A 25,614-nucleotide genomic window follows, 5' to 3' on the forward strand; every position below is an offset into this window, starting at 1 on the left:
GTAGGCTTTGGCGCATTTTTATTTAAAAACAGATGTTGTTTAATTAGAAAAATAGTTGTGATCAAAACCCTTGTGGTTGATAGTTTTTATGATTGCTTTTTGCTGGTGTATTTTGTTGTTATACAAGATTTTGTGAAGGTTTTTGTTTTACTGAAACTACTGAAAACAGGTGTCTTGTTTTTCTTTTTTTATGGTTTTCTGCATTATTTTTACACCCTCCAATAGCCACTATTACTACTTAAAAACAGACATGATAGTGCTATTCGTTCTCAGAAGATTTTAGAGAATTATCACCTCAATTTTAGAGGTCTCCCATACTAATCTTAATCAATAACTAAATAGTAAATAATCATGGATATTACACCAAGAGACTTAGGCGAAACACCTAAAACACCAGACATGAGCAACTTTAAAAATCCTTTGGGACAGCCTTTAGAAGGAAACATTTTTATAGAGAGTTTTACGATTACGCCTTTAACTACATCCGAAAAAAATGAAGATTTGGCCGAAGTCATAAAAAGAGAAAGTAGAGATAGTGCGATTTAAAAGTTGACCATCGGCCATTTCTTCCGGTTTTGAGAATAGAACCCGAACAACATAGATTTTAAATGGTTTAAAAAACAAATTTTTATATAAAAACGAGTAAAAATCTCTCCCATCTGTGTTGAATTGTTCGTCTGCTTAGTGGACAGTCGTAATTTAATCGAACTGTCTGTAAATCATACCAATATTCAAAGTGTTGAAAATATACTTTGCGTCTTTGTGACTTTGCGTGAAGTTGTACTCGCAAAGTCTCAGAGTGCAGAAATGCTAAAGTCTGTGAAAAAGAGACAGTCAATTTATGCTATGAAATGGCACAACTAAGGATAATTTCAAAAGCCTAATTTTTAATCATTGTAAAAACACAAAATAAGTAAAGCCTAAAAAAATGCCAAACGAAACAATAGAAAAACTAAAAGAAAAATACGGTAGCGTATTAAAACTTACTTCTGAGGACCAATTAACAAACGTTTATTGCAGAAAACCATCGTTCACTACATTTTTAAACTATCAAGATAAATACAAAGACAATCCACATGAAGCGATATTGTTTTTGTTTCAAGAATGTGTATTGGATAAAGAGATCTATGATGATGAATTCATGCTTTCGGCAGGGAATTCTATTGTATCCATGATAAAAAAAGATAGTGAATTTGCCATTGATTTTACACCTCAGAAGGATGAATTTAAGAAATCTGCAGCGCTTATCAGATATGCTTTTAAGATAGATCCATATCAATTAGCTATGGATGAGTTTTACAAATTACTAGAAGAGGCGCTGTGGTTACAAAAACACAAGGAGACAAGACTAGAAAACACCTTCATAACGGCCTTTGCTAAAACATTTTCAAATTAAAAATAAAAAAATATGAAATTCAATTTTAATGTAAACGAAATTTTAGATACCAAGGACATCGAATACGCTGGGATCAATTATAACGAATCAGAATCGAAAGATTTTATTATAGATAAAACAGGAGGGGAATTTAACCTGCGGGTTTTTGCTCCTTTAGTATTTGAGCCTTTGGTAAAAAGCGATCTTAATCTACCAAGTTTGCGAGTAGATGCTGTTACGGTTAATTTAAATCGTTCAAAAACCATAAAAAAAGAGAGTATAGAAGGGCGAGATTCAACAATCAAAGAGCATATATCAAATGGCGATTTTAGTATTTCGATAGAAGGATTAATTGCCAATGAAACGGGCGATGAGTACCCAAAAGAAAAACTTTTCTTATTGAAACAATTCTTAAATGCACCTTATTCTTTAAGGATAACACATGCAATTTTGAACCGATTTGGAATTTATGAATTAGTTATAGATTCCTATTCAATCCCATCTATTGCTGGAACAAAAAATATTCAAAAATTTACTGCCAGTGCCACATCAGACGAAACGGTAGAGCTAATAATTAGAGACAATGCTTAAACTAAATGCAAAAATCAGAGTTTACGATACGGTAAGAGGTATTCCTTCTCCTAAATTTTATGAATTTACATATGTAAAAAATGTCGAGATAAGCAGTTCTTATAAAACGCTTACAGATACTGCTACTATTGAAATGCCTCAAAAAGTATATACTGACACCAAAGGATTTGATCAGAGTTTATTTGCAAATGCAAGTGGTGCGCAAAAAACAATCCATGATTTCTTTAAACTAGAAAGTTTCATCGAAATATTTTTAGGATATGATGACGATTACAAACCAGCTTTCAGAGGGTATGTCACAGGAGTACAAACGGATGTAAATGTTAGAATATCTTGTGAAGACGTGATGTATGCTTTTAAGAAAGTAAAAGCTGTAAAAGATAATGATGTTCAGGATAAGAATGATATGTACAATGTAGTGTCAACAAATCCAACAACAAATGTTGAAAGTTTTAATCCCAAAATGTTCTTTGAAAAAAGGATAAAAGAACTAAAATTACCTTTTAAAGTAAATGCGCTTGATGAAGAATTGGGGAATGTTATGATTAACAGAGATCAAAGCTTGGCTCAGGTTTTCGAAATGTTGAAAGATAAAGGCATATATACTTATTTTAAAACCGAAGCTTCAGGGCCAGTACTTACAATTACCAATAATCCGCAACAACATACAGCTACAGAACTAGCGGGTTTTATAGATCGGAATTTTATAAAAAGCCCTCTAGCAGGTGCTGTTGTAAAAAAGTTAATTAACCAAGGACTAAGTCTTTTAAAATCTCAATTGAGTAAAATGACTCGATCCGATTCTGATGTCTTCTCGGGTGAAGTGCGTTTTAAATTTCGTTACAATATTATAGAGGATAAATTAACAGTAGTGAATGAATCTACAAAGAATACCCGTGTACGAGTAGAAAAATACTTTAAGAATTCAAACACTCCAGTTTATATCGAATTAGGTGATCCGAATGGGCAATTAATAAAAACTCATGTCCTACATAATGATAATGAAGACTTACCAAAAGACATTGAAGCTTTCGAAAAAGCAACAACGGAAGCGACTTCAGTATTGTATCAATATGGTGCCTTGAGAGCCATGCAGTCTAAACCAAATGGATTTGAAGGTTATTTTTTAACTTTTGGAGAACCCTTTGTAAGGCCTACAGACAAAGTAATTCTGGAAAACGCTAAGGATAAAGAAAAAAACGGCACCTTTCAGGTCGAAAAAGTTGAGCGAAGTTATGGTGAAAACGGTTACAGGCAAAAGATTTACATAGGACGAAGAGTAGAAACAGTTTAAAAATACAAAATGGGAAATATAAAAGATCTAATAAAAGATGTCGCTAGCAAGAATCAACTTGTTGAAACGTTTGCGGCAAAAGTCATTGAAATAAATACAGAAACAGAATCGCTCCATAATCCAGAAGACGCTTATACTGTAAACATTATGAGAGCCGATGGAGCCATCATTAAAAACGTACGTTTGAAAGCTTCTATTCTGGACTTAGAACAAGGAATTATTACCATTCCCAAAAAGGATAGTTGGGTGTTGGCTTCTATTATTGATGGAGTAGAAACAAGGGCGTTTATTTCTCAGTTTTCGGAAGTAGAACGCATTTTTATTCGTTTCAAGGATGATGAAAACCATTATTTGGAAATTGATACAGAAGTGGATAAATTCCAGATTGTATTCAAAGAAAAAGAAGACAATGATTCTTCATCAACCTCAGTACCTACATACAAAAAAATTGCACAACTAGAGTTTAGTGGTAACGAGGATTCAAATATTACCACCTCTTTTTATAATGAAAAGGGAAAAGAAATTTCTAAAAACAGTTTTAATGGAAATCAACAGCAAACCGTTATAAATACTATTAATGGCGAAGATGTTAAAGAGCGTTTAAAGTTTACGCTTTCTTGCGGAGAAAATGCAAATGCTGAAATGCAATTTTTAGATAAAGACAGTAATGAAAAGCAAAGAATAACGTTTGACGAATTACATACAGAAGTAAATCTCAACAAAGGCAATACAATTTTCAATTTAAAAGATAAAGAGTCAAAAATCAGCATAAAAAATGGATTTGAAGCTACAATTTCAGATGCTATGACTTCGTTTAAAAAAGGAGATTTAACTTTTGAAATGGATGACAAATTTAAAATATATGCAAATGAAAAAAATTTGTTAACAGAATTAGAAAGTTTGATTACAGAGATATCAAAAATTGTCGTCGTACAAGGAGTTGGCCCAAATGTAGCAGGCCTACTTTTAATAAAATCGAATTTAAAAACTTTATTAAAAATTTAAAAATGGGATTAAAAATTTCAGCATTAGAAGAAGCGATCTTAGATGTCTTAGTAAAAAGCTCGCAAATATCAGTTGATGTAAATAACGGAAACGATAATAATAATCAAGCACAAAAGGCAAGAGAAAAAGCAGCTGAAAAATTAGCATCAGCTATTGAAGCATTCGTCAAATCAGGAACCGTAACCACAACAGTTACGACAACTGGATCTGCATCAGCCCAAACCGGAACAGGAACGGGATCTATTTCTTAAATAATTTTAGTTAGTGTTGAAAATCCTTCTTACCGTCAAAACAGTAAGAGGGATTTTTTTATTTGAAAATGAACCTCAACTTTTAGAATTTTAATTCAGTTTTTTCTTTAAAGCCTCTTCCATTTCATAAACTTTACTTTCTAGGGCATGAAGTTTTTCATAGATGTTAATAGGATCTGGCATCTGCTTAGAGGCATACATGCTGGCGTACCAAATCTCTAGAATATCCTCGGCATAAATAGAATACATGGGGTAGTTTCCGTCTCTATTGTCGGATTTTAGAATTAATTTGCCACTTTCTCTGATTCTGTTTAAAACTCTTTTTACTACGACACCGTCATTTTTACTTATTACAACATAAATTCTGCCGTCAAGGATATCATCAAAGTTGTCGACATATTTTCCAAAAAGGTAATCCCCATCATGAATTGTAGTCGACATTGAGTTTCCTTTTATTTCAAAGCATCTATAGGTACCGTTTTTTAACATAGGCATGCTAAATGAAGGAAGTGTTTCCATGTATTCTGGGTCAGCATAACCGTCTAAATAACCAGCACGAGCCTTTACTCCAACAAAATTGATGTTTTCTTCACCGTGAGCATCTACCGTGATAATTTTTGGAATGTTCAAACTAACTTGATTGTTTGTTTTATTGACGAAAATTTCATCACTATTTTTAAAAAGGTAGTCAGGATTTACATTACAATGAGTAATTATACTTTGAAGCAAGTCAAATCCTGGTTTGGTTCTTTTTCTTTCACCATCGGCTTGCAATCTGCCAATGGTAATACTATCTATTGTGGTGCTAGTTACCCCTATTACTTTGGCAAATGAGTTATTGTTTAATTTAAGCTCGTCTATAATATGTTTTATCTTAGTATGTATTTCCATAGTATGAATACTTTTTGTGTAATATGTTTTGTTTTTCTTTAAGGGATTCAGCTATATGTTGCAAAGCTAAATAATATAAAGCAAAAAATAGTTTTTATTTGTTTATTTTATTCTAAATTGACTGGTTTTCAGTGTGTTTGTAGCTTCTTTCTTATTGTGTTACTGTAACATAAATGCAAAATAATTAAATCATATTACTGAAACTATTGCATAATTTAATGTAATATGTTGCAATTATTAAAACATATGTTGTATATTTGTAAAAAAATAATCCATCATATGATTTTAAAAGAATTTTATAACGAAAAAAAGAGCGCTATCGAAACGGAGTTTTCTTCTAATGCGCCAATAGTACATCTTTACAGTGATGCAGTTTTTAAAACAGCAGTTACAAGTCCAATCGTAATGTTCAAATATGATACTATTGCTTGGGAAACATCTTCTGAAAAAAACTATAAAGCAGATGTGTCTTTTTGTATTTATGTAGTGCTACCAGTTGGTACCCTTTCTTCAACAAGCTATGAAGATGTATTCGAAATCGCTCATCGCATAGATAAAGCGATATTGACCACTAGTAGTAGTAATGCCAATTTGGACACTAATTCAACGTTTAAGGTAAAAGAAAAGCAATGGAACAATGAGGAAGTGTATTGGGCTAAAAACGACTATTTTATTTGGGAAATGACCTATAAAACAACATTGGTCGAAAATATCTTGAAAAAGAAATACATCCTTTTCAATAATGGATTGAAAGATGAAGAGCTAGAGGCACTTGGCTACGACTTAAAGTCAGGAATAATTGGAATCAACCCAAATCAAGTTGAAGGAACTTTAGATTTAGGCACAGCTTCAGCAACTACTACTTAAAATCTTAGCGCTATTAAATTAAGAGCAGACAACACATACACAAAAGACAACGACCGAATCTAAAAATTATTTATCCTAATACCCTTATTTTAACCCAACCATGAGAAGAAGTAGAACACTATTAGACAAAAGAAGAGAATATGTAATCAATTATTTGAATATGAATCAAGCAAAACAAATGAAAGTTGTTGTATCTGAGCTTTCGGATAGCTTGTTTCTCACAGAGCGTACAATTTATACCATTATAAACGAAGGGCTCGCTACAGAAGCCAGGGCCTAAAACACTGAAACTACTGGTTTTGACAGTCAATAAAATTGGAAAAAGCAAGTTTGAACTTTAAATTTGTACTTGATATCAAAAACAAGTTTATCTCTTGGCCAAGAGTAAAATTCAATTTAAAAACTGTTTTTTGAAAGCTTTCCAAAAATAGTAAACTACTTTTTGGATTCCAGATTACAAATACCTTTTTAAAATTAAAATCATTAAAAATAAAAAGTTTTTAAACTTTTTACAGTCCATCTTTTGCCTCTTTTTAACGCAAAAGTAAAATTTAAACAATTAAAACAATTTATATTATGAGTACATTAAATGATGTTGTGATTAACAAACTATCAGGCGGATTAGGGAGAAGAACACCAGATCAAGACATGGTTTCAGGATTACTTTTTGACGGAGTTCCAACTTCAAAATTAGTTTTTGAAAAAGTAGAACGTTTGGCTTCATTAGAAGATGCAGAAGCCTTAGGAATTACTGCTGATTACGATGTAAACGGGCAATCGGCTTACTATCAAATTCAACAATTTTTCAGGATGAATCCATCGGGAGATTTATACATTATGATTACGGATGGAGAGGCTTATGAACATATAGTTGATAAAGCAATGGCTATGCAGGAACAGGCCAACGGGAATATTCGTCAATTGGCAATTATTTTTTCTGGAGAAGCTACATTTGCCGACACACAAGCTGCTGTAAAAAAAGCACAAACACAAGCAGCCCTTGGTTACAAAGATTACATGCCTTTTGAGGTAATTTTAGAGGGAAAAGGGTTTGATCCTGATACTGCTATGAATCTATCTGAATTGAACGCAGAAAATGTATCTGTTGTAATTGCCATGGATGTTGAGAAAGCTTTTGAGCAAAAATTGTTTATGAAAGGTAGTACAGCAGAGAATGACAAACTCTATACTTTAGCTTATAACGAGAAATTAGTGCCAGTAGAAAATTCTTATAATATTTACAAGGTGCAGAAAATCGATAACAGTAATAATGACGATAGAGAGGGGCTTGAATTCACTTTCAAAGAGGTTTACATAAATACAGCAGCAGTAGGATTGGCATTAGGGGCTATCTCTAAAGCAAAAGTATCTGAGAACATCGCTTGGATCGAAAAATTCAATCTTACTGGCGAGGGTTTTTCCAAAGCTGGTTTTGTAGGCGGAAAAGAAATTAAAACGTTAGGAACTTTAAACGGGCTAAACGAAAAGAGATTCATTTTTGCTAGAACCCACACAGGATTGTCAGGTGTTTATTTTAACGACAGCCACACTTGTACTATGGGTACATCAGACTTTGCTTATGTAGAGAACAACCGTACAATAAATAAAGCAACTCGTTTATTGCGTACTGCTTTATTACCAAAATTAGCTTCTCCAGTTTTGGTAGATATTGATGGAAAATTACCTCAATCCGTTTCAAAAAGCTTTGAAGGCTTATGTAGATCTGCTTTAGAAGGAATGGTGGCCAACCAGGAAGTTTCAGATTTTGATGTATACGTAGATCCAAAACAAAACATTTTGGGAACATCAGAATTAAAAGTGAAAGCAGAAATCACTCCAATTGGTACAGCTCGTAAAATTATGGTTGATTTAGGATTCAAAAATCCTTTCGGAATCGACAAAGCATAATGTATTGAATTCGTTATAATTCACCAACAATAAAAAAATCACAACCACTATCCTTCTAATTGGATTGTGATAAAAAACAAATAAATAAAAGAGTATAGCTCCTGAACGTTATCAGGATAAAAAACAAATAAACGCTAGATATGAATAAATTACCATTAATTAACGGACAACAACACAGCTGGTCATCAATTGAAGTAAGTATTGCAGGCAATATCGTTACCGGTATCACTGCTGTAAACTATAGTGACTCAGTATCTAAAGAAAACCATTATGGAGCTGGAGACATGCCAGTACACAGAGGTAGAGGGAAGTATGAAGCAAAAGCTTCAATTACTTTATACAATTACGAAGTAGAAGCTATTTTGGCGGCTTTGCCAAAAGGACAAAGATTGCAAGATGTGAACCCTTTTAGTATCATCGTAAGTTACCTTGACGATAGTAACGAAGTAATTACACATACTGTAAGAAACTGTGAGTTCAACTCAAACAGCAGAGGAATTAGCCAAGGCGATACCAAAATTGCAGTTTCTTTTGATTTGATTTGCTCTCATATTGAGTGGAACTAATCATCCTGATTAATTCCTAAAATTACAATGCCCTTTTCTATTGCTAAAAACCGACTTAAAAGAGAAACCAAACATTCAATCGCATTACGCAAAACGAATTCAACAGGAATATAATTTTTGCATGCAAACCATTTTACAGACTCTTTATTCGTCCGTTTTAGATTAGGAATCTTCCTCCAGAGGCTGTGTTGAGATTGTTTAACTCAAAACGAATAACTCAAGCAGCCTCTTTTTTAATGAAGTAATTGACATAAACGATCCAAAAGTAAATTAGTTACTATAACAATGACATCGATACCTGTGTCAATAAACAACAGCTGGTATGGCTATTTTGATTAAACCATCAAAATAAAAAGCAAAAGACCCTTTCAACTCAGACAACAAGTACTCAATCATACAACCAATAATTAAGTTTCAACATGGAAACAGTACCCTCAAAAAAAACCGATATTCTTGACGGAAACATTACTCAGGCGCAATTCAATCAATGGAAATACAAGCATAAAAAAGTAGTTAAACTTACCATTGCAGATGATGATGAAACACCACTATTTGCTTATTTCAGAAAACCGGATATGAGCATTCGTTCTGCGGTGCTGCAAGCCTCCAAAATGGATGAATTCAAAGCACTCGAAGTGCTTTTCAAAAACTGTTATTTGGGAGGCGATGGCAAAATAGAGCAAGAAGACGATTTACGCCTTAATATCACCACAGCATTTTCAGACCATATCCAACCCAAACCTGTTACAATAGAGATTTTGTAATAACACTCGGAGTTTTTGTTTTAGATGCTATAAAAAATAATAAGCTATGTTCTACTATTAGCACCCTCTTTTGCGCTCTATAATTATCCATTATAATATACCTATCCAATGATTCGTCAAACACATAACTTAGTTTTAAAAGACACCAGCGAAAGCGAAATGGCTCGATTTAGGCAATTCATGCTTCATGTGGTGCGTATGCAAGTGGAAGAAGGAAAAGCCGCCGCCGAATGGAATCAATTTATTGCATCCGAATATGGCAGCGCTCCCGAAAATAATCAACCTAAACTTAGCACATCAGAGGTTATAAGCAAACCAAAAGTTAGTGTGCCAACAAAATCCCAACTAAAAGCAAAACCTAAAGCTGCGGTAAAAAAACAGGCAAATCTAAAACCAATCAACCAGAGAGGATTTGTAATAGCCGAAAACGGTATTCGTTTGCATGCCACAACTTCTCCATATGATGCTCAGTACAAAGCAAAAAAAGGACGCTATACCACTATTTATAAAAAGATGGACTTTGTAACTATAGTACATGAAGATTTAGATAATAAAGGTTGGTACAAAATAAAAACATTAGATGGTCAATATGGCTATATTGAAAAAAAACATATTGCACTTGTACCTTATGACGAAGTACTGGATAAGTATACGCGCACTTTTTTGTTAGTGAAACCAAACTATACTTTTGAAATAAACATTGCAAATCGTTTATATCCTAATTATAAACATAAAACGGGCGATGATAGAAGAACATTAGCAGAAGCTTTTTATTTATTAAACAAACAGAGTAAGCATAGGCATGGTGTAGTATTGAAAGAGGGAGGCACCTCTACAATTGATAAATTAGACATAGCCGCTAAAGCCTTTGCTGACCCTAATTTTCAAAAAGCAAGAGCTTTATACGACCAATTGCAACTTACAAGTGGATATATAGTGCGTATACCTACCAATGAGTACATTAATTTACAAAAGAAAAAAGGTACTTTAAGTCAACGTTCTGCAATTGAAAATTTCATAATAGAAATGGCTCGTGCCCACCAAGGGTTTTATGAAGGATTTATATATGGTTTGTACAGCCAAATAAAAGACTTAGTAGTTGGATTATGGGATTTACTTAAAGGGATTTTAACAGGTAGTTTATTTAAAAGCATATGGGATTTTGTGGTCAAAATTTGGGAAGGTGGATTAGAGGGTTTGAAAAAATTCTTAAACGGAATAACTGACGCAATAGGTAGAAACTGGAATACTTTTTGGAAAAAATTTAACAGCGGTAACCCAAGACTACAAGCTTATTTAATTGGAGAATTAATTGCTGTTGTTGTTTTTAATATTGTATTAGCTATAGTAACAGCTGGAGCAACTGTATACTTAGCCGCTACTACCAAAGGAGCTGCTTTATTAGCTAAATTTCCTAAAATAGCAAAACTGGTAAATAAAGCAATAGATGCCATTCCTAAAACTCAACGACGTTTAATTGAGAAAACACTAAAGGACAAAGCGGGAAATGTTTTAAAAGATTCAGAAAAACGTATATTAAAAAAGCAAGTTGAATCTCAAGCTAAAAAAGAAGCTTTAGAACGTTTAAATCGATTAAAGAAAAAAAATAATAGTAACCCACAGCAACATGCTGAGTTTATCGATACTCCTGAAAATTTACCGAAAAGTAAGGTGCCTAAAAAAATAGTTAAGAAAAAAACTAAAAAAATAAAATCGACTATTTCCGATAATTGGAGTAACTTTACCCCTAAACTAGATAAAGAATTCGCAAAAAGATTAGAAAAATTTAGAGGAGGTAAAGATAAAACTTTTGACTCTAAACTTAGTGGTGGAGAAGGTCAATTATTTCAAACACCTTATTCGGATAATTTGGTATTAAAAAGATGGTTTTCAAAAAGAGTGGATGACATGCCTAAATCAATTCGTTTGTTAGAGCAAACTAAAAAAATTATAGAATCTAATCCTCAATTAAAAAAAATCATTGAAGTTGTTGACATAAAAGAAAAAGGCAGTGACTGGGTTGTTAGAGGTTTTGATCCAGATTCAATTAAGATTCGTGATTTAGAATTAGATCCTTTTGTAGTTAAATCACGAAAAAAAGCAATAGAATTGTTATCAAAACAGAATGACGAAATATCAAAAAGTATATTAAAAAAGATAGAAAAAAACTCTGCAAATATTCATTGGTCAAGAGAAAAAAAGAAATTATTAATAATAGATATGATGTAAAACATGAAAACATTTGAAGAATTAAAAAAAGAAATTACTTTAAAAATATATATAGAAAGTGAACTTGGAACAATGTATACTCAAAAAGAAGCTTCTATTTTAGATAAATCAATTATTAGACATTTTGATAGTGAGGTTACGCCAGAATTTATCCCGCTTTACGTTCATTTATATAAAGAAGTACAAAATTGGATTGAAAGCAGACCAAGTATTAACGAGTTTGTATTTATGCCTAATTTAATTGAAATAGGAAAAGATTACATAATACGTCCTTTTTATGTAATTTTCATTAGTAATGATAGATATATTGATGGTTATGAACCAATAGCTCCTCCAGCTAATTATTACGGAATGATAAATAATATTTCATATGAATTATCTAACGAGTTACCTGAAGATTACGATGAAGAAAATTATATTTATAACGAAGAAAATATAATTCATCGTATTGTCAGAAAAAGCTTATTAGGATGTACCGCTAAAACATTTTATGAGGACAGTTTAGAAAAATTTATCATTGTAGAACCAAAAATTTCATTAACAGATTTAGAAGAATGGAAAAAAATAGTTGAATCTAAAGAATAGACTATTTTTTATCAATATAATTTCACCTCTATTTGACACCCGTTTTTCTCCTCTAGAAAAACGGGTGTTTTTTTGTTATTGATCTAGATTTCAACCTACAATATAAAATCATAAAAAGAAAAAAATCTTCTACTGAAACTACTGTTTTGCAAAGCCATATTATTTTTTGCACACGCTATTTCGATGTATTTTTACAGTGTTCTTAAAAACTGCTATTGCAATCCAAAAAAGAACATTTTTCAGGAGCTATTGCAGTCATAAATACCTCTCCAAGCAACATAACCTTACCGCCTTTGATTTACACCGTGATTGTTTTCGAACCATCGGGAAAGGCCTTTTATTCTCAAAATCTAAAATCATTATTACATACAAATATGGATCAAACAACAAAAAAACACATTGATTTACTTCATCCTTCGGTTAGGGAAGAAGTTACTAAAATTATCGAGGAATGCAATCTTGCTTTAACAGGAAGAGCAAAAGTGCGCATTACGCAAGGTCTTAGATCTTTTCAGGAACAAGAGGATCTTTATGCTTTTGGAAGAACAAAACCGGGAAAAAAAGTCACCAATGCCAAAGGCGGACAATCGATTCACAACTATGGTTTTGCCGTTGACATTTGTTTAATTATAGACGGGAAAGTAGCCTCATGGGATACGGCAAAAGACTGGGACAATGACCAAATTTCGGACTGGCAGGAATGTGTGAAAATTTTCGCCAAATACAACTGGAACTGGGGCGGTGACTGGAAAACTTTTAAGGATCTTCCGCATTTTGATAAAAAAGGATACAGCGATTGGAAAGTACTAAGCAAGCTAAAACGGGACAAAAAAAACTATGTAATCTTATATAAATAAACAAATGAAACATTTAAAACTAAAACACTTTGCCTTTTTAATCCTTTTTTCTTTGATCTTTTCCTCTTGTAGCCTTACTAGAACGGCTTTTTTTGATCAGTACTCTTACGAAAAAACCATAGAGTTAAAAGTGGCCACCAATAGACTAATAAATAAAGCAGCTACTCCTTATGTGGTTCATAAAGAAGAGGTCGAAAACTTATTCTTAGACATAGAAAAATTGATAGAATATGAGAAGAATAAACCCAACAATGACATCACTTTTGCCATGTGGAAAATGTTGACCGATAAAGAAAAAAATCTTTTGGCTGGATTTTTCAAACGATGGGAAGTAAATGGTATTGTGTCAAAATCATTTTTAGAGGAATTTAAAAAACAAATTTTAGAAGCTTTCGATTTACTTATTCAATATGAAGTAAAAAAAGACAAAGAATCTAAAGAGGCCTTACTAGATCTAATCAACCTCAATACATAAGCCATGAATAACGACAAAGTAATTGAAAACATAAAGGAGGAATTAAAAGTAGTTTTCTTCAATAGTTATGAAGATATTAAGTCACAGCTAGAAAAAGACTTTGATACTTTTTTTGAGATTTCTAAGAGTAAATTAGAACGCTGGATGATTCTTTTTTCTACTGGAGATATAACCAAAGAAGAATTAGAATGGTTGTTAAAAAGTCAGTTGGATATAGTTGTTTTAAAAACACTTCAGGCCAATGGGTTGTCAAAAATAAGACTGAACACTATTAAAAAAAACATAGTAAAAATCATTTTAAAAGTAATTATGGACGTTATTATTCCTAGAACTTAATAATTTAATTCTAAATAAAAATAAAGCACCATAATTTATTGATTAATAGTTTTTTGTTGTAATGTACAACCTGCTGAAACTACTGATTACAAGTCTTCAAAATCTTGGTTAAGGGTAAAGCAAGGCGTATTTTTACAGTATCAAATAAAACAGCATCTTTTGGATATGGCGCGCAAATTCAAAGGTGATATTAACCCACAAAGCAACAGCATATGAAAGATTTCATTATAGAAGACGATTTATTAATTATAAATGGAGATTTTGCCATCAAAGATTCAGATCAGCAAAATATCGAACACCTTTTGCTAAGCCAAAAAGGAAGCTACAAGGAGTTTCCTATACTTGGCGTAGGAATTAAAAAATACATTAACAGCCCAGATGCAACCTCTAGGCTAAGACTAGAAAACGAAATAGATAAACAATTATCGTATGACAACTTTTATATTAAAACATTAGACGTTAACGATTTGCAAAACATTAAAATCGATGGAAACTATTAAACCGCAACAAAACCAGAACATTTTTGACATTTCTTTGCAAGAATATGGAAGCATAGAAAAAGTATTCGACCTGCTAGAAGACAATGAAAAGTTTGACATTACAGATGATCTTTGTGTTTACGAAGATTTAAAAATTGGTAGAGAGGCCTTTAAAAAAGATATTGTAGAATATTACAATTCCAGAAATTTAAAACCTGCGACCGCTCTTACTGAAGAAGAGGGGTATTACTTCTCCGGAATTGATTATATGATTATAGAAGATGATTTTATCATTTATTAATCATTTATCAAAAATTAATCTCAACTTTTAGAAGTCTCTAAAAGAAAACTACAACTCTGTAGTATTTACAAAAAAAAACATAAAAAATTATCTATAAGCATATTACATATGTCTTACAGGCTAAACTATATCTAAAAAATAAAATATGGCACGTACAATTGCTGAAATACAGAATGAAATTCTGAAGGAGAAAGATAATCAATCGGCTTTAAAAGGCTTGACAAGTTCCTCAAAAACAAGTATTTGGAGACTTTGGGTAAACATTGTGGCAACTGCAATTTGGGTACACGAAAAAATAGTCGAAAAAAATGCTTTGGTTTCTAGACCACACACTTTAAACTGGTATAGAGAACAGGCGTTAAACTACATTCATGGGGCAGAACTTGAATGGAAAGACGGTTCTTATCAATTTGATACTACTAGATTTATTGATGATAACGAAATTGACAATGCTAAAATCATTAAGTATTGTGCAGTTAGTGAAGTAGATTTAGAGGAAGTCCTTAAACAATTAAGAGATGATATCACTATAAAAGATGAACAAATATTTTCTGATTATTTTCATAACAAGGTTGGGGTCGTTTTTATGAAAGTTGCCACCGAAAGTGATAATAAAATTTCTAGAATAGATGTTCCTGATCAATTGGCTGGTTTTAAAGAATATATTGCTCGAATTAAGGATGCTGGAAACCAAGTACATATTATTTCAAGTCCAGGAGATATATTAGAACTGAATCTTACTGTTTATGTAGATCCAATGACAATTTTCATTGATCCTAAAGATATTGAAGCTTATAAAAACAAAGTTAAAGATCCTGACTCACTTGTAAATTATGTCTTTAATAAGGACAATGGTTCTTTAATTTTAGACACTTCAACAAAACCTGTGGAAGAAGCTATTAAAAATCATCTAAAGAATATTGAATTTAATGGTGCGTTTATAAGAGCCTTTTTAATAGACTCGGTTCAAAAGGTAAATGGGGTGAAGATTCCTGTACTTAATAAAATTCATACTTCTTTGGCAAAAAATCCTAACAATCAAAATTATCCATCACTAACCGAAGTTACTAAAATGGAATATTTCATTCCTCAAGCGGGATATTTCGATTTAGATCAACTTAAAATTAATGTAAACTACATTCCTTATACCTTCTACCGAGATAAACAATAGTCTAAATTTTATATACCAATGAATAATTACACCGTTTTAAAATGGGGAAAGCTATTGCTATGGCTCATTCCTCCAATTCTTAGAAAGAAAACACATTTTGATTGGCTTGAGGCTGTACTCACTCCTCTTCGAAACATTTACGAGGAAACGTTGTATAAAATGCAACATACAGGTCAAGTTATTTATCTTGAGAAAGTACTCAACGAAGCCTTTAATCAAGTTGCAAAATATAATCCCAATTTAAGTATTGAGGAGAAGCGAGAAAAAGGATTAATTTATATTGATGAGTCTGTCAAGCCTACTTTACAATATCTATATCTCCACAAAGAGTATTATGAACCAAACGGAACGTTAATAATTCCGCAACTAAAAGTATTTAAGCATGATGAATATTATGAAAACAGAGATAATCAACCCATTTATCTAGCCCATCGCGAAGATTATACGTCCGTTGCTTACGCTAATTTTAGAGTATATATACCAGAAACTTTAATCGGAACGGGAGATGATGATATTGTTGTTCAGCCCCAAAATAACGAATTTATGCATACAGAAGCTATAAACGTAGCCACTATTAAGTATCACAGTCTTCTTAATTTTTATAAACTAGCGGGCAAGAGTTATGAAAGTTATTCGTATTTACCAAAAAAACCTTCAGATAAAAAAATAGAAAAAACAACAGACATTTAAATCAATAAAAATGAAACAAGTAAATTTTAGTAATTCGGGAGGATTTCCCCTAGAGCAAGAAACATTAGAGAGGCTTCAAACAGCTTACAGATCTGAGTTGTACGAGGCTTTAAAAAGACATTTTAGTATAGATCTCGCTAACGATTATATTCTGGCTCATGCAACAAGTCAGCAAAAAGGCTGGGCAGTTATCCGTCAGGAAGATCCCGTAAACCCAGGAAATAACGTAGGAATTTTGTATCCTATTACTATTGGAACTCAAAAACCTTATTTAAAAACCACCAGAACAGCTGTAAATTTAATCTACGGAACTAGCGCGTCTCAAACGGCCTATTATGATTATGAAGCTGAATATAGCTCGCAGAAATATAATGATGAGGTTGTGGTTACTAAAAGTGGCGATGTGCAAACGATTAAATATTATGATGTAAGCAATTTGGTACCTGTTACAGATATCAAAACAATCGATGAAATCCTAAAAGCGATAAATTCCAGCATTGATGCAATTCAAGCCAATATCAATACGATTGAAGAAGATATAAATCTAATTAACGAATCGTATCTCCCGATTAACGGGTCAAAAGCCATGCAAGGAGATTTAGATCTTGGGACTCATCAATTGTCAAAATTAGATACAAAACAAACCCTCGAAGCAAATGTAAGATCCAGAGACTTTAGATTGGGTTCAGTAGACAGGAGAGGATTGTTGCATCCTGCGGAACCTTTAGGAAGGGCTTTGGTAGATAGTAGTGACCAATTGAATACAAGTCTTACTTTAAATTATGGGCCAGATTGGACCAATACTTACGTTGGCGGAAAAGTATATTTAAACAATATCAATTCATCTAATTCTACAGGTTCTTTGCTGGTAATAGATGGATTAAATCAGGTCACAAAAAGCGACACACTAATCGACTCTTTACTAAGTCGTATCACGGCTTTAGAAAACAAACCAGCAATCGCCGTGCCTATCGGGATGGTGGCAATTTGGGGTAAACCCGCTCCATTTCCAGAAGGTTGGGAAGAATATAAGCCTTTGAGAGGAAAAATGCCAGTTGGACTTTTTAATCCAACTCTAGACGAAAGAAGTGATATTGAAGACGGAGACGGAGGAAATAATGTTACTTATTATAGGGATAGTATCGGTAGTGTCGTTTACCCTTTTGATACATTTGGAAATACGGGCGGTAGAGTGGGTAAAACATTAAGTACTCAAGAACTACCTCCACACTTTCATCACAAGCCCAACTCTAAATTTAAAAGTTTTGTTGCAGGATCTGGAGACTATGGTAATGATAGTTCTACAGGAACAGGTACAGATGGAGGAGACAATAGTCAGATGGCAATTGGAAATTTAGGTGCTAATTATAATACTAATGGAGATGCTTTAGAACAAACTGTTGGAGATGGTAAGTCTTTTGTTTTGTTAAATCCATACAGAGTTGTTAATTTCATAGAATATACAGGACGTCCAAGTGATAAAACAGCCCCAACAGCGCCAACCTTAATAGCATCAAGCATTGATACTACAAGTGTATCTTTAAACTGGTCAGGAGCAACTGATGAGTTTGGTGTTACTGATTATATTGTATATGGAAACGCTATTTCGCCATTCTCAGTAGGTAATGTTTTCAACCGAACTATTTATGGCTTAGCACCCGGCACATCTTATACTTTTTATGTTAAAGCAAAAGATGAGGCAGGAAATCTATCAGCAGATAGTAATATCGTAAGTGTTACAACAAGTGTTATTGATCTTACTCAGCCCTCAGTTCCAAATTATATAAACGGGTTTATGGAAGATATAAATCAGATATACATTGAATGGGGTGCTGCATTAGCAAATGAAAATGTTGTTAGTTTTGAGGTATGGAGAAGAACATCTGGAGGTATATCTAGTTTAAGATATACTGCTGATGTTTATGAAAACTATTTTTATGATACCGGAGATTACAATACTACTTATTATTATAAAGTAAGAGCTAAAAATAGTATAGGGAATTATTCTGAATTTACTTCTGAGGTTGGTGTTACTACAGGTTCAAACGGTGGGTCTTGTTTCGATGTAGAATCTCTGGTAACCATGGTGTCAGGTCAATCAAAAAAATTGAAGAATGTGGTGGTTGGAGATCAGCTTCAAGGCTTCTCTTTTCCTAACGAAGTCGATGAGTCTGAAGGTGATTATATGTCCTGGAGTGGAAAGTTAAGCGAAGCCACAAAAGTAGAAGTTACGGTAGTTAACAAAATAACAAGTATACAGCCTAATTATTACGAAATTAAAGCGGCAGACACGACTACGGTTAGAGCTACAGCGTTTCATCCTTTATTGGTTACCGAAGATGGCGAAAATGTACAGTGGGTATGTGTTAAAAATATAACACCAAATATGTTGTTAATTGACAAGACTGGAAAAATAAAACCTATTGAATCGATTTTATTTAAAGATGAACCTCTAGAAGTGGCTTTATTGGATGTGGAATCTGTAGATAGCTATGTGATTTCGGGAATTGTTGCGCACAATTTAAAACCTATAGAAGAAATTGTATAAACAGTAGTTAATAGTAATTAATAGTAATCTTTTGGGGTATATATCCCAAAAGATTACTTAATCAAAAAATCAATGGTACAAAAAATTTCAGAATATTTAAACGAGATAAAATTATTGCTTTATGGGATTTTTATGTACTTGGAAATGGATACGGGAATAGTTAAAGTATTGTTTTACTTAATGGTAATGGATACTTTTTTAGGAGTAATCAAAACCATAGTATTAAATGACCAATTTAGTTTTAAAAAATTAGTCATAGGATTTGTATCCAAGTTAGCGGTGTTATTGGTGCCAACGGCATTGGCATTAATGAGTAAAGGCTTAAATTACAACTTTAAGTGGTTTGTTACTATTGTGATGGATTTACTTATTGTGAGTGATGGGATATCAATAATTAGTAATAGTATTGCTATTAAGACAAAAAAAGAAGTAGAGAATTTTGATGCTATGACATTGATGCTGAAATTGATAAGAAATCGATTGGTGCAATTATTTAAAAGACTTTTAGTTATAATTGATCCAAAGTATCACATAGAAAAATAATAGTAGTAGAGGCTCTATAATATAGTGGAGTAAGTTTTTGTTTGAATTTAAAAATAGGAGATACAAGCGTAGCGTATCTTAGACTCCACTAAAAGTATAAACTCGTGAAAAAAATGCTTGGTTTTGAAGAAAAATTTATTTGTAGTAGATTTCTAATGCGGAATTTTGGGGTAAGGGCTTATAGAAAAACTGTTGATGTAAAGTAACCATAATAATTGTTTTTCTAACTGATAATCATCAGGTTTCTTGCTTTTTTTTTACTTTAAATTTGGGTATATTTAAAAGCAAGGGTTATGAAAAGCAATGTCCCCGTTTCAAAAATAATGTCCAAACATTTGGTAAAATTGCATCTGAATGATGATTTGACTAAAGCTGAATCACTATTCAAACACCATAAAATTAGACATATTCCAGTTGTTAATGGAAATAAGATTTTAGGTATTTTGAGCTATACTGATTTGTTGCGCATCTCATTCGCAGATGCAATAGATGATGAAGAAGAAGTGATTGATACTACTGTCTATAATATGTTTTCCGTAGAGCAAGTTATGGTTAAAAAAGTGACCACAATTGCGCCAGAAACCACCATAAAAGAAGCGGCTGAGATTTTGACTCACAATCATTTTCATGCATTGCCTGTTTGTGAAGGTGAATTGCTTGTCGGAATCGTAACTACAACCGATTTGATTCAGTATTTAATTGATCAGTATTAAAAAAGAAAGAGGCTGTATCTTTTAAAATGATATAGCCTCTTTTTTGTTTTTTAGATAGTAGTGATTTGTTTCAAATCTTCGATAGTAGCTGTTGGGTTTTCGGCTTTAAAAACGAAGCTTCCAGCAACCAATACATCAGCTCCAGCTTCTACTAATGCTCTTGCATTTTTATTCGTAACCCCACCATCAATTTCAATTATGGTGTTGGCTCCTTTCTGAATAATTAAATCTTTTAATTTGGTTACTTTATTGTACGTGTTCTCAATAAATGATTGTCCACCAAATCCAGGATTTACACTCATGATGCAAACCAAATCAATATCATTGATTACATCTTCTAATAAATCAATAGAAGTGTGCGGGTTGATAGCTACACCAGCAAGCATTCCTTCAGCTTTAATCGCTTGTAAAGTTCTATGAAGGTGATTACAAGCCTCATAATGAACGGTTAGAATATTTGCACCTAAATCTGCAAACGTTTTGATGTAGCGATCAGGATCAACAATCATTAAATGTACATCTATCGTTTTGGTCGCATGTTTTGCAATAGCTTCAAGTACAGGCATACCAAATGAAATGTTGGGTACAAATACGCCATCCATGATATCAATGTGGAACCAATCGGCTTGACTGGCATTGATCATCTCTATATCACGCTGTAAATTTGCAAAATCGGCAGCAAGAACCGATGGTGCTATAATTGTGTTTTTGCTCATTGTTGTGTTGTGTTATTTTTTTTGGCAAAGATAATTTTTTTAATGGCATAGTTCACAAAGAATTTATTCGATAACCAACACGAATTAGTTTCCCCAAAATCAGTAATAAAATCTATGAATTTTTTATAGTTATTCTGAATCGAATCCTTAGATTTTAAAAGTATTTAATTGTTCAAAAGAGGTGTTTTCAGATCCTTTGTAATAGGTATTAGTAAGCCAGACGTATTAGTCCGAGTTGATCTTTAATTTTATAAGTTAGAGTTTTTGTTTTGGAGGGAATTAGTGGCAAAATCAATTTAAGCGTTTGCCCTGCAAAAAACAAAACTCCGGATACTCGAGCGAAGCGAACTGACCGGAGTTTTGTTTGCCCTGCAAAAAACAAAACTCCGGTAATCAGCCGGAGTTTTCAATCATCAATCAAAAAACGAACAGTTAATCAGGCTGTCGTTACTTTTAAAATTCCAATCATATGAAATTCCAAACCCCAAAAATAATAAAATTGTAATTTGAAATTTGTTTTTTTGGAATTTATCCTAAATAGGTTTTTAATATTTTACTTCTAGAAGTATGTTTTAATCTACGGATGGCTTTCTCTTTAATTTGACGTACACGTTCACGCGTTAAGTCAAATGTTTCGCCAATTTCCTCTAAGGTCATGGGGTGTTGATCGCCTAAACCAAAATACAAACGAACTACATCGGCTTCTCTTGGGGTAAGTGTTTCTAAAGAACGCTCAATTTCTGTACGTAACGACTCGTGGATTAATTCTCTGTCTGGATTTGGAGATTCTCCTGAACGTAAAACGTCATAAAGGTTAGAATCTTCTCCTTCAACTAAAGGAGCATCCATTGATAAGTGACGACCAGAGTTTTTCATAGACTCTTTAACATCATTTACAGTCATGTCTAACTCTTTTGCAATTTCTTCAGCAGAAGGTGGACGCTCATTAGATTGTTCCAATAACGCATACATTTTGTTGATTTTATTGATAGAGCCAATTTTGTTTAATGGCAAACGAACGATACGAGATTGTTCAGCCAATGCTTGAAGAATTGATTGACGAATCCACCATACCGCATATGAAATGAATTTGAAACCACGAGTTTCATCAAAACGTTGTGCTGCTTTAATCAATCCTAAGTTTCCTTCATTGATCAAATCCGGTAATGTTAATCCTTGGTTTTGATATTGTTTAGCAACAGATACTACGAAACGTAAATTAGCTTTAGTTAATTTTTCTAAGGCTCTTTGATCACCGGCTTTAATTTTTTGTGCTAATTCTACTTCTTCATCGGCAGTAATTAAATCTACCTTTCCAATTTCTTGTAAGTACTTGTCTAATGATGCAGTTTCACGATTGGTTACCTGCTTGGTGATTTTAAGTTGTCTCATGGTATTTGTCTCCTTATTGTTTAAGTGTACAAATGTTTATACGAGTCGTGTTTCAAAAAAGTTACATAATTATCATTTTTTTTCGATAAAAAAATAAAATACCCCAACTTTACTCTGAAAGATGGGGTTGGTTATAGATAAAATGAAATCTTTTATTTGCTGTAAATATTTGGCTTATAGGTCATCAGGGGGTTTTTAGCATCTCGTCAAAAAGATTTTTCAAAGATTTGACATACAGAGGAAAACCTATGGCCAAAAAAAGATATTCCTTTCTTAAAACGGTTACATCATCTAGAATTTGATACAAACTGGGTACTATGATCAGTAATGAAACTAGAATTCCAATCCATGGATTTAGTTTGGCAGTTAAAATTTGTTTCAAGAGTTTCATTTCAAATTGGTTTTTGGCTGCTATACTCATTTTAGTTACTTTATTAATTATGGTGTAAAAATATCTTTGTTGTAAAGATATTTGAAAGCCGATGTCATGAAGCTTCTTTTTTTTGTCATAAAAGCATTTTTTTGAGTTGAAGTCAAAAAAAAAATCTCCTTTTGGAGACTTATTTGTTTGGTTTGTATTGTTTTAAGACAAAATATTCATTTTCTTAATGAAGTCTTTATAGGTATCGCTAAGGTTGACTTTATGCCCACCTTGCATGATGATTAAATTGTCTGCGAGGATGATTTCTTCGATTTTGTTTACATTGACCAAATAATTGCGATGGGTTTTTATGAATTCATTGGGGTTGAGTAACCCACTAATTTTGGTAAGCGAAATCAGAATCACAAATTTTTCTTTTTCGGTAATGATGTTGCAATAACGTTCTTCAACTTCGATGTAGAGAATGTCTTTTAGGGCTACTTTTTTTAAGGCATTTTTTTTCTTGATGAACAAATACTCATTGCTTACCACGGTATCTTGTTCTTCGCTTTGAAAGACTTGGTTTTGGGCGTAAAATTTTTCTACAGCCATTTCAATAGCATACAAAATTTCTAATGCATTGAAAGGTTTCATTAAGAAACTAAACGGTTTAGTAAGTTTGGCTCTTTCGAAGATTTGACGGTCTTGTGAACTGGTCAAAAAAACAAATGGCTTTACAGTATTGGGAACTATGCTGATCGCTTCAGCAAAAGCGATGCCGTCGGGTTTTCCATCCAAAAAAACATCTATAATGGCAATATCTATCTTTTCATTATAAAACAGCGTTAAGGCTTCTTTAAATGTTCTTGCTACCCCAACGATGTTGTAGTTGTTTTCTAAAAGTACTTTGCTTAGGGCGTTGCTTTCTTCTGGCGTATCTTCTATGATTAGAATGTTGATGGTATCCATGTTATATTGTTTTTGGGAATGATAGTATCATCTTAGTGCCTTTGTTGAGTTCGCTTTCTATGGCCAGTGTACCGCTATTTTTTTTAATCATTTGTTTGCATAATTGCATTCCTAGTCCTGTTCCTATGATTTCTGAATTGCTTTTCTTGGCCAATAGTTCGTTGTCTTGTAATAACTCGGCTATGGTTTCTGGACGCATCCCGATGCCTTGATCTTCAATGATGAATTGATGGAACTCGGATGGGGTGTCTAGGCTATAAAAACGAATTTTGCTGTTCTCTGGAGAGAATTTAATAGCATTGTCCAACAAGTTGCGCAAAATTATTTTTAACGAATCGAGATCTACGAAGATAAAACAGTTTTTGGATACTTCATTTTCAAAGGCAATTGTTTTTTCTAACAGTAAGGGTTTGTAGCTGTATTCTATTTGCTGTACAATAGAAAACAAATGCACCGAATCTTTATGAAAATACAATTGTTGGGTTTGTAGTAACGCCCAATGCAACAAATTGTCTAATAGGCTATAGGCGCCATTGGCAATCGCACTGTTTTGATGCAGGAGTTTGTCGAGTTCGTCGTAGTTTTTGGATTCTAGGGAACTGGTGAGTTTGGTGTTGCTAGTTTTGAGTGCATTGACTGACGAACGCAAATCGTGGCTAACAATAGAAAACAATTGGTCTTTGGTTGCGTTGAGCTCGTCTAGTTTTTCTTTTTGGCTTAAAATGATTTTAGCATTTTTCACCTTTTGTCCATAAACATAAACACCACCGGTTAAAAGAAGCAGTAAACCTATGGTAGAAAAAAACATGGTATTGCGTTGGGTATTTTTTAATTCATTTTCTATTTTGAGTACCGAGATTTGTTTTTGTTTTTGAGCTACAGCATATTTTTTTTCATAATCTGCGAGAGCCCAGACTTTGTTTTGATTATTAAGAGAATCTTGCCATTGCTCCGATTCTTTTCTATAAACTAGAGCTTTTTTGAAATTGCCTCTGTTTTCTTCGACTACGGCCATGTTAAATGAAGCAAGGTGTTTTTTATCAAAATCTTTTACTTTTTTGGATAAAATATATCCTTTTTCAAAATAGGGAATAGCTTGTGCATCTTTGTATTGATCATAATACAATGTTGCAATACTCCCATACAAAAAAATTAAAGAGCCAGTATCATTTTCTTTTTCTTGAAGTTGGAGGCTTTTAAGTAGGTATGCTTCGGCTTCGGGAAATTGTTTGAGATGTAAATAACAAATGCCTAAATTTTGATAAATAATACTTATTTTATAGCCTTGTTGGTTTGGAATTGGAATTTTTTCTACTTCTTTGAAATAGTAGATAGCTTTTTTAAACTCTTTTAGTTCTAAAAAATTTTCTCCAAGATCTTTATTTGATAAAGGATAAAATTCAAAATTTTTAGAAACTAAATTTAATTCTGTAATGGCTTCTTTGAATAGTTTTTTTTCTCTAAAACTACTTCCTCTAAAATAATGACAATAATCGGCTAATTCTTTGTTATTACTTGAATGCAATTGTTTCATTGAGTTGACCAATGTTGAATCCCAATTCTTTTTAATAAAAAAAGATTGTGCTTTTTTAAAGTTGTATTCAGTACTAAATTCTTTTGTTTTTTTCTCAAGTGTTTTTACAAAAATATCATTTTCTAAAAGTCTTTGAGAGAATAAAAGAGATGGAATCATTAAATATAATATAACTAGAATAAGTATAGATTTAGCCATTTCAA

Annotated in this window: 29 protein-coding genes; 23 read left to right on the forward strand and 6 right to left on the reverse strand. The window is 32.7% G+C overall.

The window, feature by feature from the left end; all coding sequences use genetic code 11:
- Positions 1-351 precede the first annotated feature (351 nt).
- From WFZ86_RS01505 to WFZ86_RS01530, 6 genes are all read left to right on the forward strand, one after another.
- Positions 352-546, forward strand: coding sequence for a hypothetical protein (locus tag WFZ86_RS01505; RefSeq protein WP_144893745.1), 195 nt, complete (start codon positions 352-354; stop codon positions 544-546).
- A gap of 382 nt (positions 547-928) precedes the next feature.
- Positions 929-1,396, forward strand: coding sequence for a hypothetical protein (locus WFZ86_RS01510; protein ID WP_315175568.1), 468 nt, complete (start codon positions 929-931; stop codon positions 1,394-1,396).
- A gap of 12 nt (positions 1,397-1,408) precedes the next feature.
- A complete protein-coding gene (locus tag WFZ86_RS01515; RefSeq protein WP_315175571.1) occupies positions 1,409-1,966 on the forward strand; it encodes a DUF6046 domain-containing protein in 558 nt (185 codons plus the stop codon).
- Positions 1,959-3,260 (forward strand): hypothetical protein, encoded by a 1,302-nt coding sequence (locus WFZ86_RS01520; protein ID WP_342690299.1) that lies wholly within the window; start codon positions 1,959-1,961, stop codon positions 3,258-3,260. Before WFZ86_RS01515 ends, WFZ86_RS01520 begins: the two co-directional genes overlap by 8 nt.
- A 9-nt stretch (positions 3,261-3,269) precedes the next feature.
- Entirely contained in the window at positions 3,270-4,265 is a 996-nt protein-coding gene (locus WFZ86_RS01525) for a hypothetical protein (protein WP_342690300.1), read from the forward strand.
- 2 nt (positions 4,266-4,267) lie between these two features.
- Complete coding sequence (locus WFZ86_RS01530) at positions 4,268-4,516, forward strand: hypothetical protein (protein WP_221917197.1); 249 nt, start codon at positions 4,268-4,270, stop codon at positions 4,514-4,516.
- Between the two features lie 90 nt (positions 4,517-4,606).
- Here WFZ86_RS01530 and WFZ86_RS01535 read toward each other — a convergent pair whose 3' ends face one another.
- Positions 4,607-5,407 carry a S24 family peptidase gene (locus WFZ86_RS01535; protein WP_230155790.1) on the reverse strand — a complete coding sequence of 267 codons (801 nt, stop codon included), beginning with the start codon at positions 5,405-5,407 and terminating at the stop codon, positions 4,607-4,609.
- A 279-nt stretch (positions 5,408-5,686) separates the two neighbouring features.
- Here WFZ86_RS01535 and WFZ86_RS01540 point away from each other — a divergent pair, with 279 nt between their 5' ends.
- The 17 genes from WFZ86_RS01540 to WFZ86_RS01620 all read left to right on the forward strand — a co-directional run bounded on the left by WFZ86_RS01540 (position 5,687) and on the right by WFZ86_RS01620 (position 20,439).
- Positions 5,687-6,274, forward strand: coding sequence for a hypothetical protein (locus WFZ86_RS01540; RefSeq protein ID WP_342690301.1), 588 nt, complete (start codon positions 5,687-5,689; stop codon positions 6,272-6,274).
- Positions 6,275-6,374: 100 nt separating this feature from the next.
- Entirely contained in the window at positions 6,375-6,554 is a 180-nt protein-coding gene (locus WFZ86_RS01545) for a hypothetical protein (RefSeq protein ID WP_315175586.1), read from the forward strand.
- Between the two features lie 296 nt (positions 6,555-6,850).
- A complete protein-coding gene (locus WFZ86_RS01550; protein WP_342690302.1) occupies positions 6,851-8,182 on the forward strand; it encodes a DUF2586 domain-containing protein in 1,332 nt (443 codons plus the stop codon).
- A 140-nt stretch (positions 8,183-8,322) separates the two neighbouring features.
- Positions 8,323-8,748, forward strand: a complete 426-nt coding sequence (locus WFZ86_RS01555) for a hypothetical protein (protein WP_144893727.1) — start codon at positions 8,323-8,325, stop codon at positions 8,746-8,748.
- A 419-nt stretch (positions 8,749-9,167) separates the two neighbouring features.
- Positions 9,168-9,512: a hypothetical protein gene (locus WFZ86_RS01560; RefSeq protein ID WP_144893725.1), complete on the forward strand. Its 345-nt coding sequence runs from the start codon at positions 9,168-9,170 to the stop codon at positions 9,510-9,512.
- Between the two features lie 108 nt (positions 9,513-9,620).
- Positions 9,621-11,741: a phage tail family protein gene (locus WFZ86_RS01565; RefSeq protein WP_342690303.1), complete on the forward strand. Its 2,121-nt coding sequence runs from the start codon at positions 9,621-9,623 to the stop codon at positions 11,739-11,741.
- Positions 11,742-11,744: 3 nt separating this feature from the next.
- On the forward strand, positions 11,745-12,326 hold the full coding sequence (locus WFZ86_RS01570) for a hypothetical protein (protein ID WP_342690304.1): 582 nt from the start codon (positions 11,745-11,747) through the stop codon (positions 12,324-12,326).
- A 374-nt stretch (positions 12,327-12,700) separates the two neighbouring features.
- Complete coding sequence (locus WFZ86_RS01575; RefSeq protein WP_342690348.1) at positions 12,701-13,183, forward strand: M15 family metallopeptidase; 483 nt, start codon at positions 12,701-12,703, stop codon at positions 13,181-13,183.
- Between the two features lie 4 nt (positions 13,184-13,187).
- The gene (locus tag WFZ86_RS01580) at positions 13,188-13,658 is read left to right on the forward strand and encodes a hypothetical protein (protein WP_342690305.1); all 471 of its coding nucleotides are present in this window, start codon (positions 13,188-13,190) and stop codon (positions 13,656-13,658) included.
- Between the two features lie 3 nt (positions 13,659-13,661).
- Positions 13,662-13,994, forward strand: a complete 333-nt coding sequence (locus WFZ86_RS01585) for a hypothetical protein (RefSeq protein ID WP_144893707.1) — start codon at positions 13,662-13,664, stop codon at positions 13,992-13,994.
- Positions 13,995-14,206: 212 nt separating this feature from the next.
- Positions 14,207-14,494: a hypothetical protein gene (locus WFZ86_RS01590; RefSeq protein WP_144893705.1), complete on the forward strand. Its 288-nt coding sequence runs from the start codon at positions 14,207-14,209 to the stop codon at positions 14,492-14,494.
- The gene (locus WFZ86_RS01595) at positions 14,481-14,774 is read left to right on the forward strand and encodes a hypothetical protein (protein WP_315175607.1); all 294 of its coding nucleotides are present in this window, start codon (positions 14,481-14,483) and stop codon (positions 14,772-14,774) included. Before WFZ86_RS01590 ends, WFZ86_RS01595 begins: the two co-directional genes overlap by 14 nt.
- Before the next feature lie 145 nt (positions 14,775-14,919).
- Positions 14,920-15,945 carry a hypothetical protein gene (locus WFZ86_RS01600; protein WP_342690306.1) on the forward strand — a complete coding sequence of 342 codons (1,026 nt, stop codon included), beginning with the start codon at positions 14,920-14,922 and terminating at the stop codon, positions 15,943-15,945.
- Between the two features lie 18 nt (positions 15,946-15,963).
- On the forward strand, positions 15,964-16,635 hold the full coding sequence (locus WFZ86_RS01605) for a hypothetical protein (protein WP_342690307.1): 672 nt from the start codon (positions 15,964-15,966) through the stop codon (positions 16,633-16,635).
- A gap of 10 nt (positions 16,636-16,645) precedes the next feature.
- Positions 16,646-19,183 (forward strand): fibronectin type III domain-containing protein, encoded by a 2,538-nt coding sequence (locus tag WFZ86_RS01610; protein ID WP_342690308.1) that lies wholly within the window; start codon positions 16,646-16,648, stop codon positions 19,181-19,183.
- 72 nt (positions 19,184-19,255) lie between these two features.
- Entirely contained in the window at positions 19,256-19,726 is a 471-nt protein-coding gene (locus WFZ86_RS01615) for a phage holin family protein (protein ID WP_342690309.1), read from the forward strand.
- 293 nt (positions 19,727-20,019) lie between these two features.
- Complete coding sequence (locus WFZ86_RS01620) at positions 20,020-20,439, forward strand: CBS domain-containing protein (RefSeq protein WP_342690310.1); 420 nt, start codon at positions 20,020-20,022, stop codon at positions 20,437-20,439.
- 50 nt (positions 20,440-20,489) lie between these two features.
- On the opposite strand, the gene rpe is transcribed toward WFZ86_RS01620, so the two are convergent.
- The 5 genes from rpe to WFZ86_RS01645 all read right to left on the reverse strand — a co-directional run bounded on the left by rpe (position 20,490) and on the right by WFZ86_RS01645 (position 25,609).
- Positions 20,490-21,155 carry a ribulose-phosphate 3-epimerase gene (gene rpe / locus WFZ86_RS01625; protein ID WP_342690311.1) on the reverse strand — a complete coding sequence of 222 codons (666 nt, stop codon included), beginning with the start codon at positions 21,153-21,155 and terminating at the stop codon, positions 20,490-20,492.
- Between the two features lie 528 nt (positions 21,156-21,683).
- On the reverse strand, positions 21,684-22,547 hold the full coding sequence (locus WFZ86_RS01630; protein WP_026707723.1) for a sigma-70 family RNA polymerase sigma factor: 864 nt from the start codon (positions 22,545-22,547) through the stop codon (positions 21,684-21,686).
- Positions 22,548-22,731: 184 nt separating this feature from the next.
- Positions 22,732-22,968 (reverse strand): hypothetical protein, encoded by a 237-nt coding sequence (locus WFZ86_RS01635; RefSeq protein ID WP_342690312.1) that lies wholly within the window; start codon positions 22,966-22,968, stop codon positions 22,732-22,734.
- Positions 22,969-23,130: 162 nt separating this feature from the next.
- Entirely contained in the window at positions 23,131-23,877 is a 747-nt protein-coding gene (locus WFZ86_RS01640) for a LytR/AlgR family response regulator transcription factor (RefSeq protein ID WP_342690313.1), read from the reverse strand.
- A 1-nt stretch (position 23,878) separates the two neighbouring features.
- Positions 23,879-25,609, reverse strand: a complete 1,731-nt coding sequence (locus tag WFZ86_RS01645) for an ATP-binding protein (RefSeq protein ID WP_342690314.1) — start codon at positions 25,607-25,609, stop codon at positions 23,879-23,881.
- Positions 25,610-25,614 lie beyond the last annotated feature (5 nt).

It is taken from the genome of Flavobacterium polysaccharolyticum (assembly GCF_038739875.1).
GTDB classification, from domain to species: Bacteria; Bacteroidota; Bacteroidia; order Flavobacteriales; family Flavobacteriaceae; genus Flavobacterium; species Flavobacterium polysaccharolyticum.

Excerpts from the sequence above, each read along its gene's own strand:
- WFZ86_RS01505 (WP_144893745.1), top strand. The coding sequence starts at position 352 with ATGGATATTACACCAAGAGACTTAGGCGAAACACCTAAAACACCAGAC.
- WFZ86_RS01510 (WP_315175568.1), top strand. The coding sequence starts at position 929 with ATGCCAAACGAAACAATAGAAAAACTAAAAGAAAAATACGGTAGCGTA.
- WFZ86_RS01515 (WP_315175571.1), top strand. The coding sequence starts at position 1,409 with ATGAAATTCAATTTTAATGTAAACGAAATTTTAGATACCAAGGACATC.
- WFZ86_RS01520 (WP_342690299.1), top strand. The coding sequence starts at position 1,959 with ATGCTTAAACTAAATGCAAAAATCAGAGTTTACGATACGGTAAGAGGT.
- WFZ86_RS01525 (WP_342690300.1), top strand. The coding sequence starts at position 3,270 with ATGGGAAATATAAAAGATCTAATAAAAGATGTCGCTAGCAAGAATCAA.
- WFZ86_RS01530 (WP_221917197.1), top strand. The coding sequence starts at position 4,268 with ATGGGATTAAAAATTTCAGCATTAGAAGAAGCGATCTTAGATGTCTTA.
- WFZ86_RS01535 (WP_230155790.1), bottom strand. The coding sequence starts at position 5,407 with ATGGAAATACATACTAAGATAAAACATATTATAGACGAGCTTAAATTA.
- WFZ86_RS01540 (WP_342690301.1), top strand. The coding sequence starts at position 5,687 with ATGATTTTAAAAGAATTTTATAACGAAAAAAAGAGCGCTATCGAAACG.
- WFZ86_RS01545 (WP_315175586.1), top strand. The coding sequence starts at position 6,375 with ATGAGAAGAAGTAGAACACTATTAGACAAAAGAAGAGAATATGTAATC.
- WFZ86_RS01550 (WP_342690302.1), top strand. The coding sequence starts at position 6,851 with ATGAGTACATTAAATGATGTTGTGATTAACAAACTATCAGGCGGATTA.
- WFZ86_RS01555 (WP_144893727.1), top strand. The coding sequence starts at position 8,323 with ATGAATAAATTACCATTAATTAACGGACAACAACACAGCTGGTCATCA.
- WFZ86_RS01560 (WP_144893725.1), top strand. The coding sequence starts at position 9,168 with ATGGAAACAGTACCCTCAAAAAAAACCGATATTCTTGACGGAAACATT.
- WFZ86_RS01565 (WP_342690303.1), top strand. The coding sequence starts at position 9,621 with ATGATTCGTCAAACACATAACTTAGTTTTAAAAGACACCAGCGAAAGC.
- WFZ86_RS01570 (WP_342690304.1), top strand. The coding sequence starts at position 11,745 with ATGAAAACATTTGAAGAATTAAAAAAAGAAATTACTTTAAAAATATAT.
- WFZ86_RS01575 (WP_342690348.1), top strand. The coding sequence starts at position 12,701 with ATGGATCAAACAACAAAAAAACACATTGATTTACTTCATCCTTCGGTT.
- WFZ86_RS01580 (WP_342690305.1), top strand. The coding sequence starts at position 13,188 with ATGAAACATTTAAAACTAAAACACTTTGCCTTTTTAATCCTTTTTTCT.
- WFZ86_RS01585 (WP_144893707.1), top strand. The coding sequence starts at position 13,662 with ATGAATAACGACAAAGTAATTGAAAACATAAAGGAGGAATTAAAAGTA.
- WFZ86_RS01590 (WP_144893705.1), top strand. The coding sequence starts at position 14,207 with ATGAAAGATTTCATTATAGAAGACGATTTATTAATTATAAATGGAGAT.
- WFZ86_RS01595 (WP_315175607.1), top strand. The coding sequence starts at position 14,481 with ATGGAAACTATTAAACCGCAACAAAACCAGAACATTTTTGACATTTCT.
- WFZ86_RS01600 (WP_342690306.1), top strand. The coding sequence starts at position 14,920 with ATGGCACGTACAATTGCTGAAATACAGAATGAAATTCTGAAGGAGAAA.
- WFZ86_RS01605 (WP_342690307.1), top strand. The coding sequence starts at position 15,964 with ATGAATAATTACACCGTTTTAAAATGGGGAAAGCTATTGCTATGGCTC.
- WFZ86_RS01610 (WP_342690308.1), top strand. The coding sequence starts at position 16,646 with ATGAAACAAGTAAATTTTAGTAATTCGGGAGGATTTCCCCTAGAGCAA.
- WFZ86_RS01615 (WP_342690309.1), top strand. The coding sequence starts at position 19,256 with ATGGTACAAAAAATTTCAGAATATTTAAACGAGATAAAATTATTGCTT.
- WFZ86_RS01620 (WP_342690310.1), top strand. The coding sequence starts at position 20,020 with ATGAAAAGCAATGTCCCCGTTTCAAAAATAATGTCCAAACATTTGGTA.
- rpe (WP_342690311.1), bottom strand. The coding sequence starts at position 21,155 with ATGAGCAAAAACACAATTATAGCACCATCGGTTCTTGCTGCCGATTTT.
- WFZ86_RS01630 (WP_026707723.1), bottom strand. The coding sequence starts at position 22,547 with ATGAGACAACTTAAAATCACCAAGCAGGTAACCAATCGTGAAACTGCA.
- WFZ86_RS01635 (WP_342690312.1), bottom strand. The coding sequence starts at position 22,968 with ATGAGTATAGCAGCCAAAAACCAATTTGAAATGAAACTCTTGAAACAA.
- WFZ86_RS01640 (WP_342690313.1), bottom strand. The coding sequence starts at position 23,877 with ATGGATACCATCAACATTCTAATCATAGAAGATACGCCAGAAGAAAGC.
- WFZ86_RS01645 (WP_342690314.1), bottom strand. The coding sequence starts at position 25,609 with ATGGCTAAATCTATACTTATTCTAGTTATATTATATTTAATGATTCCA.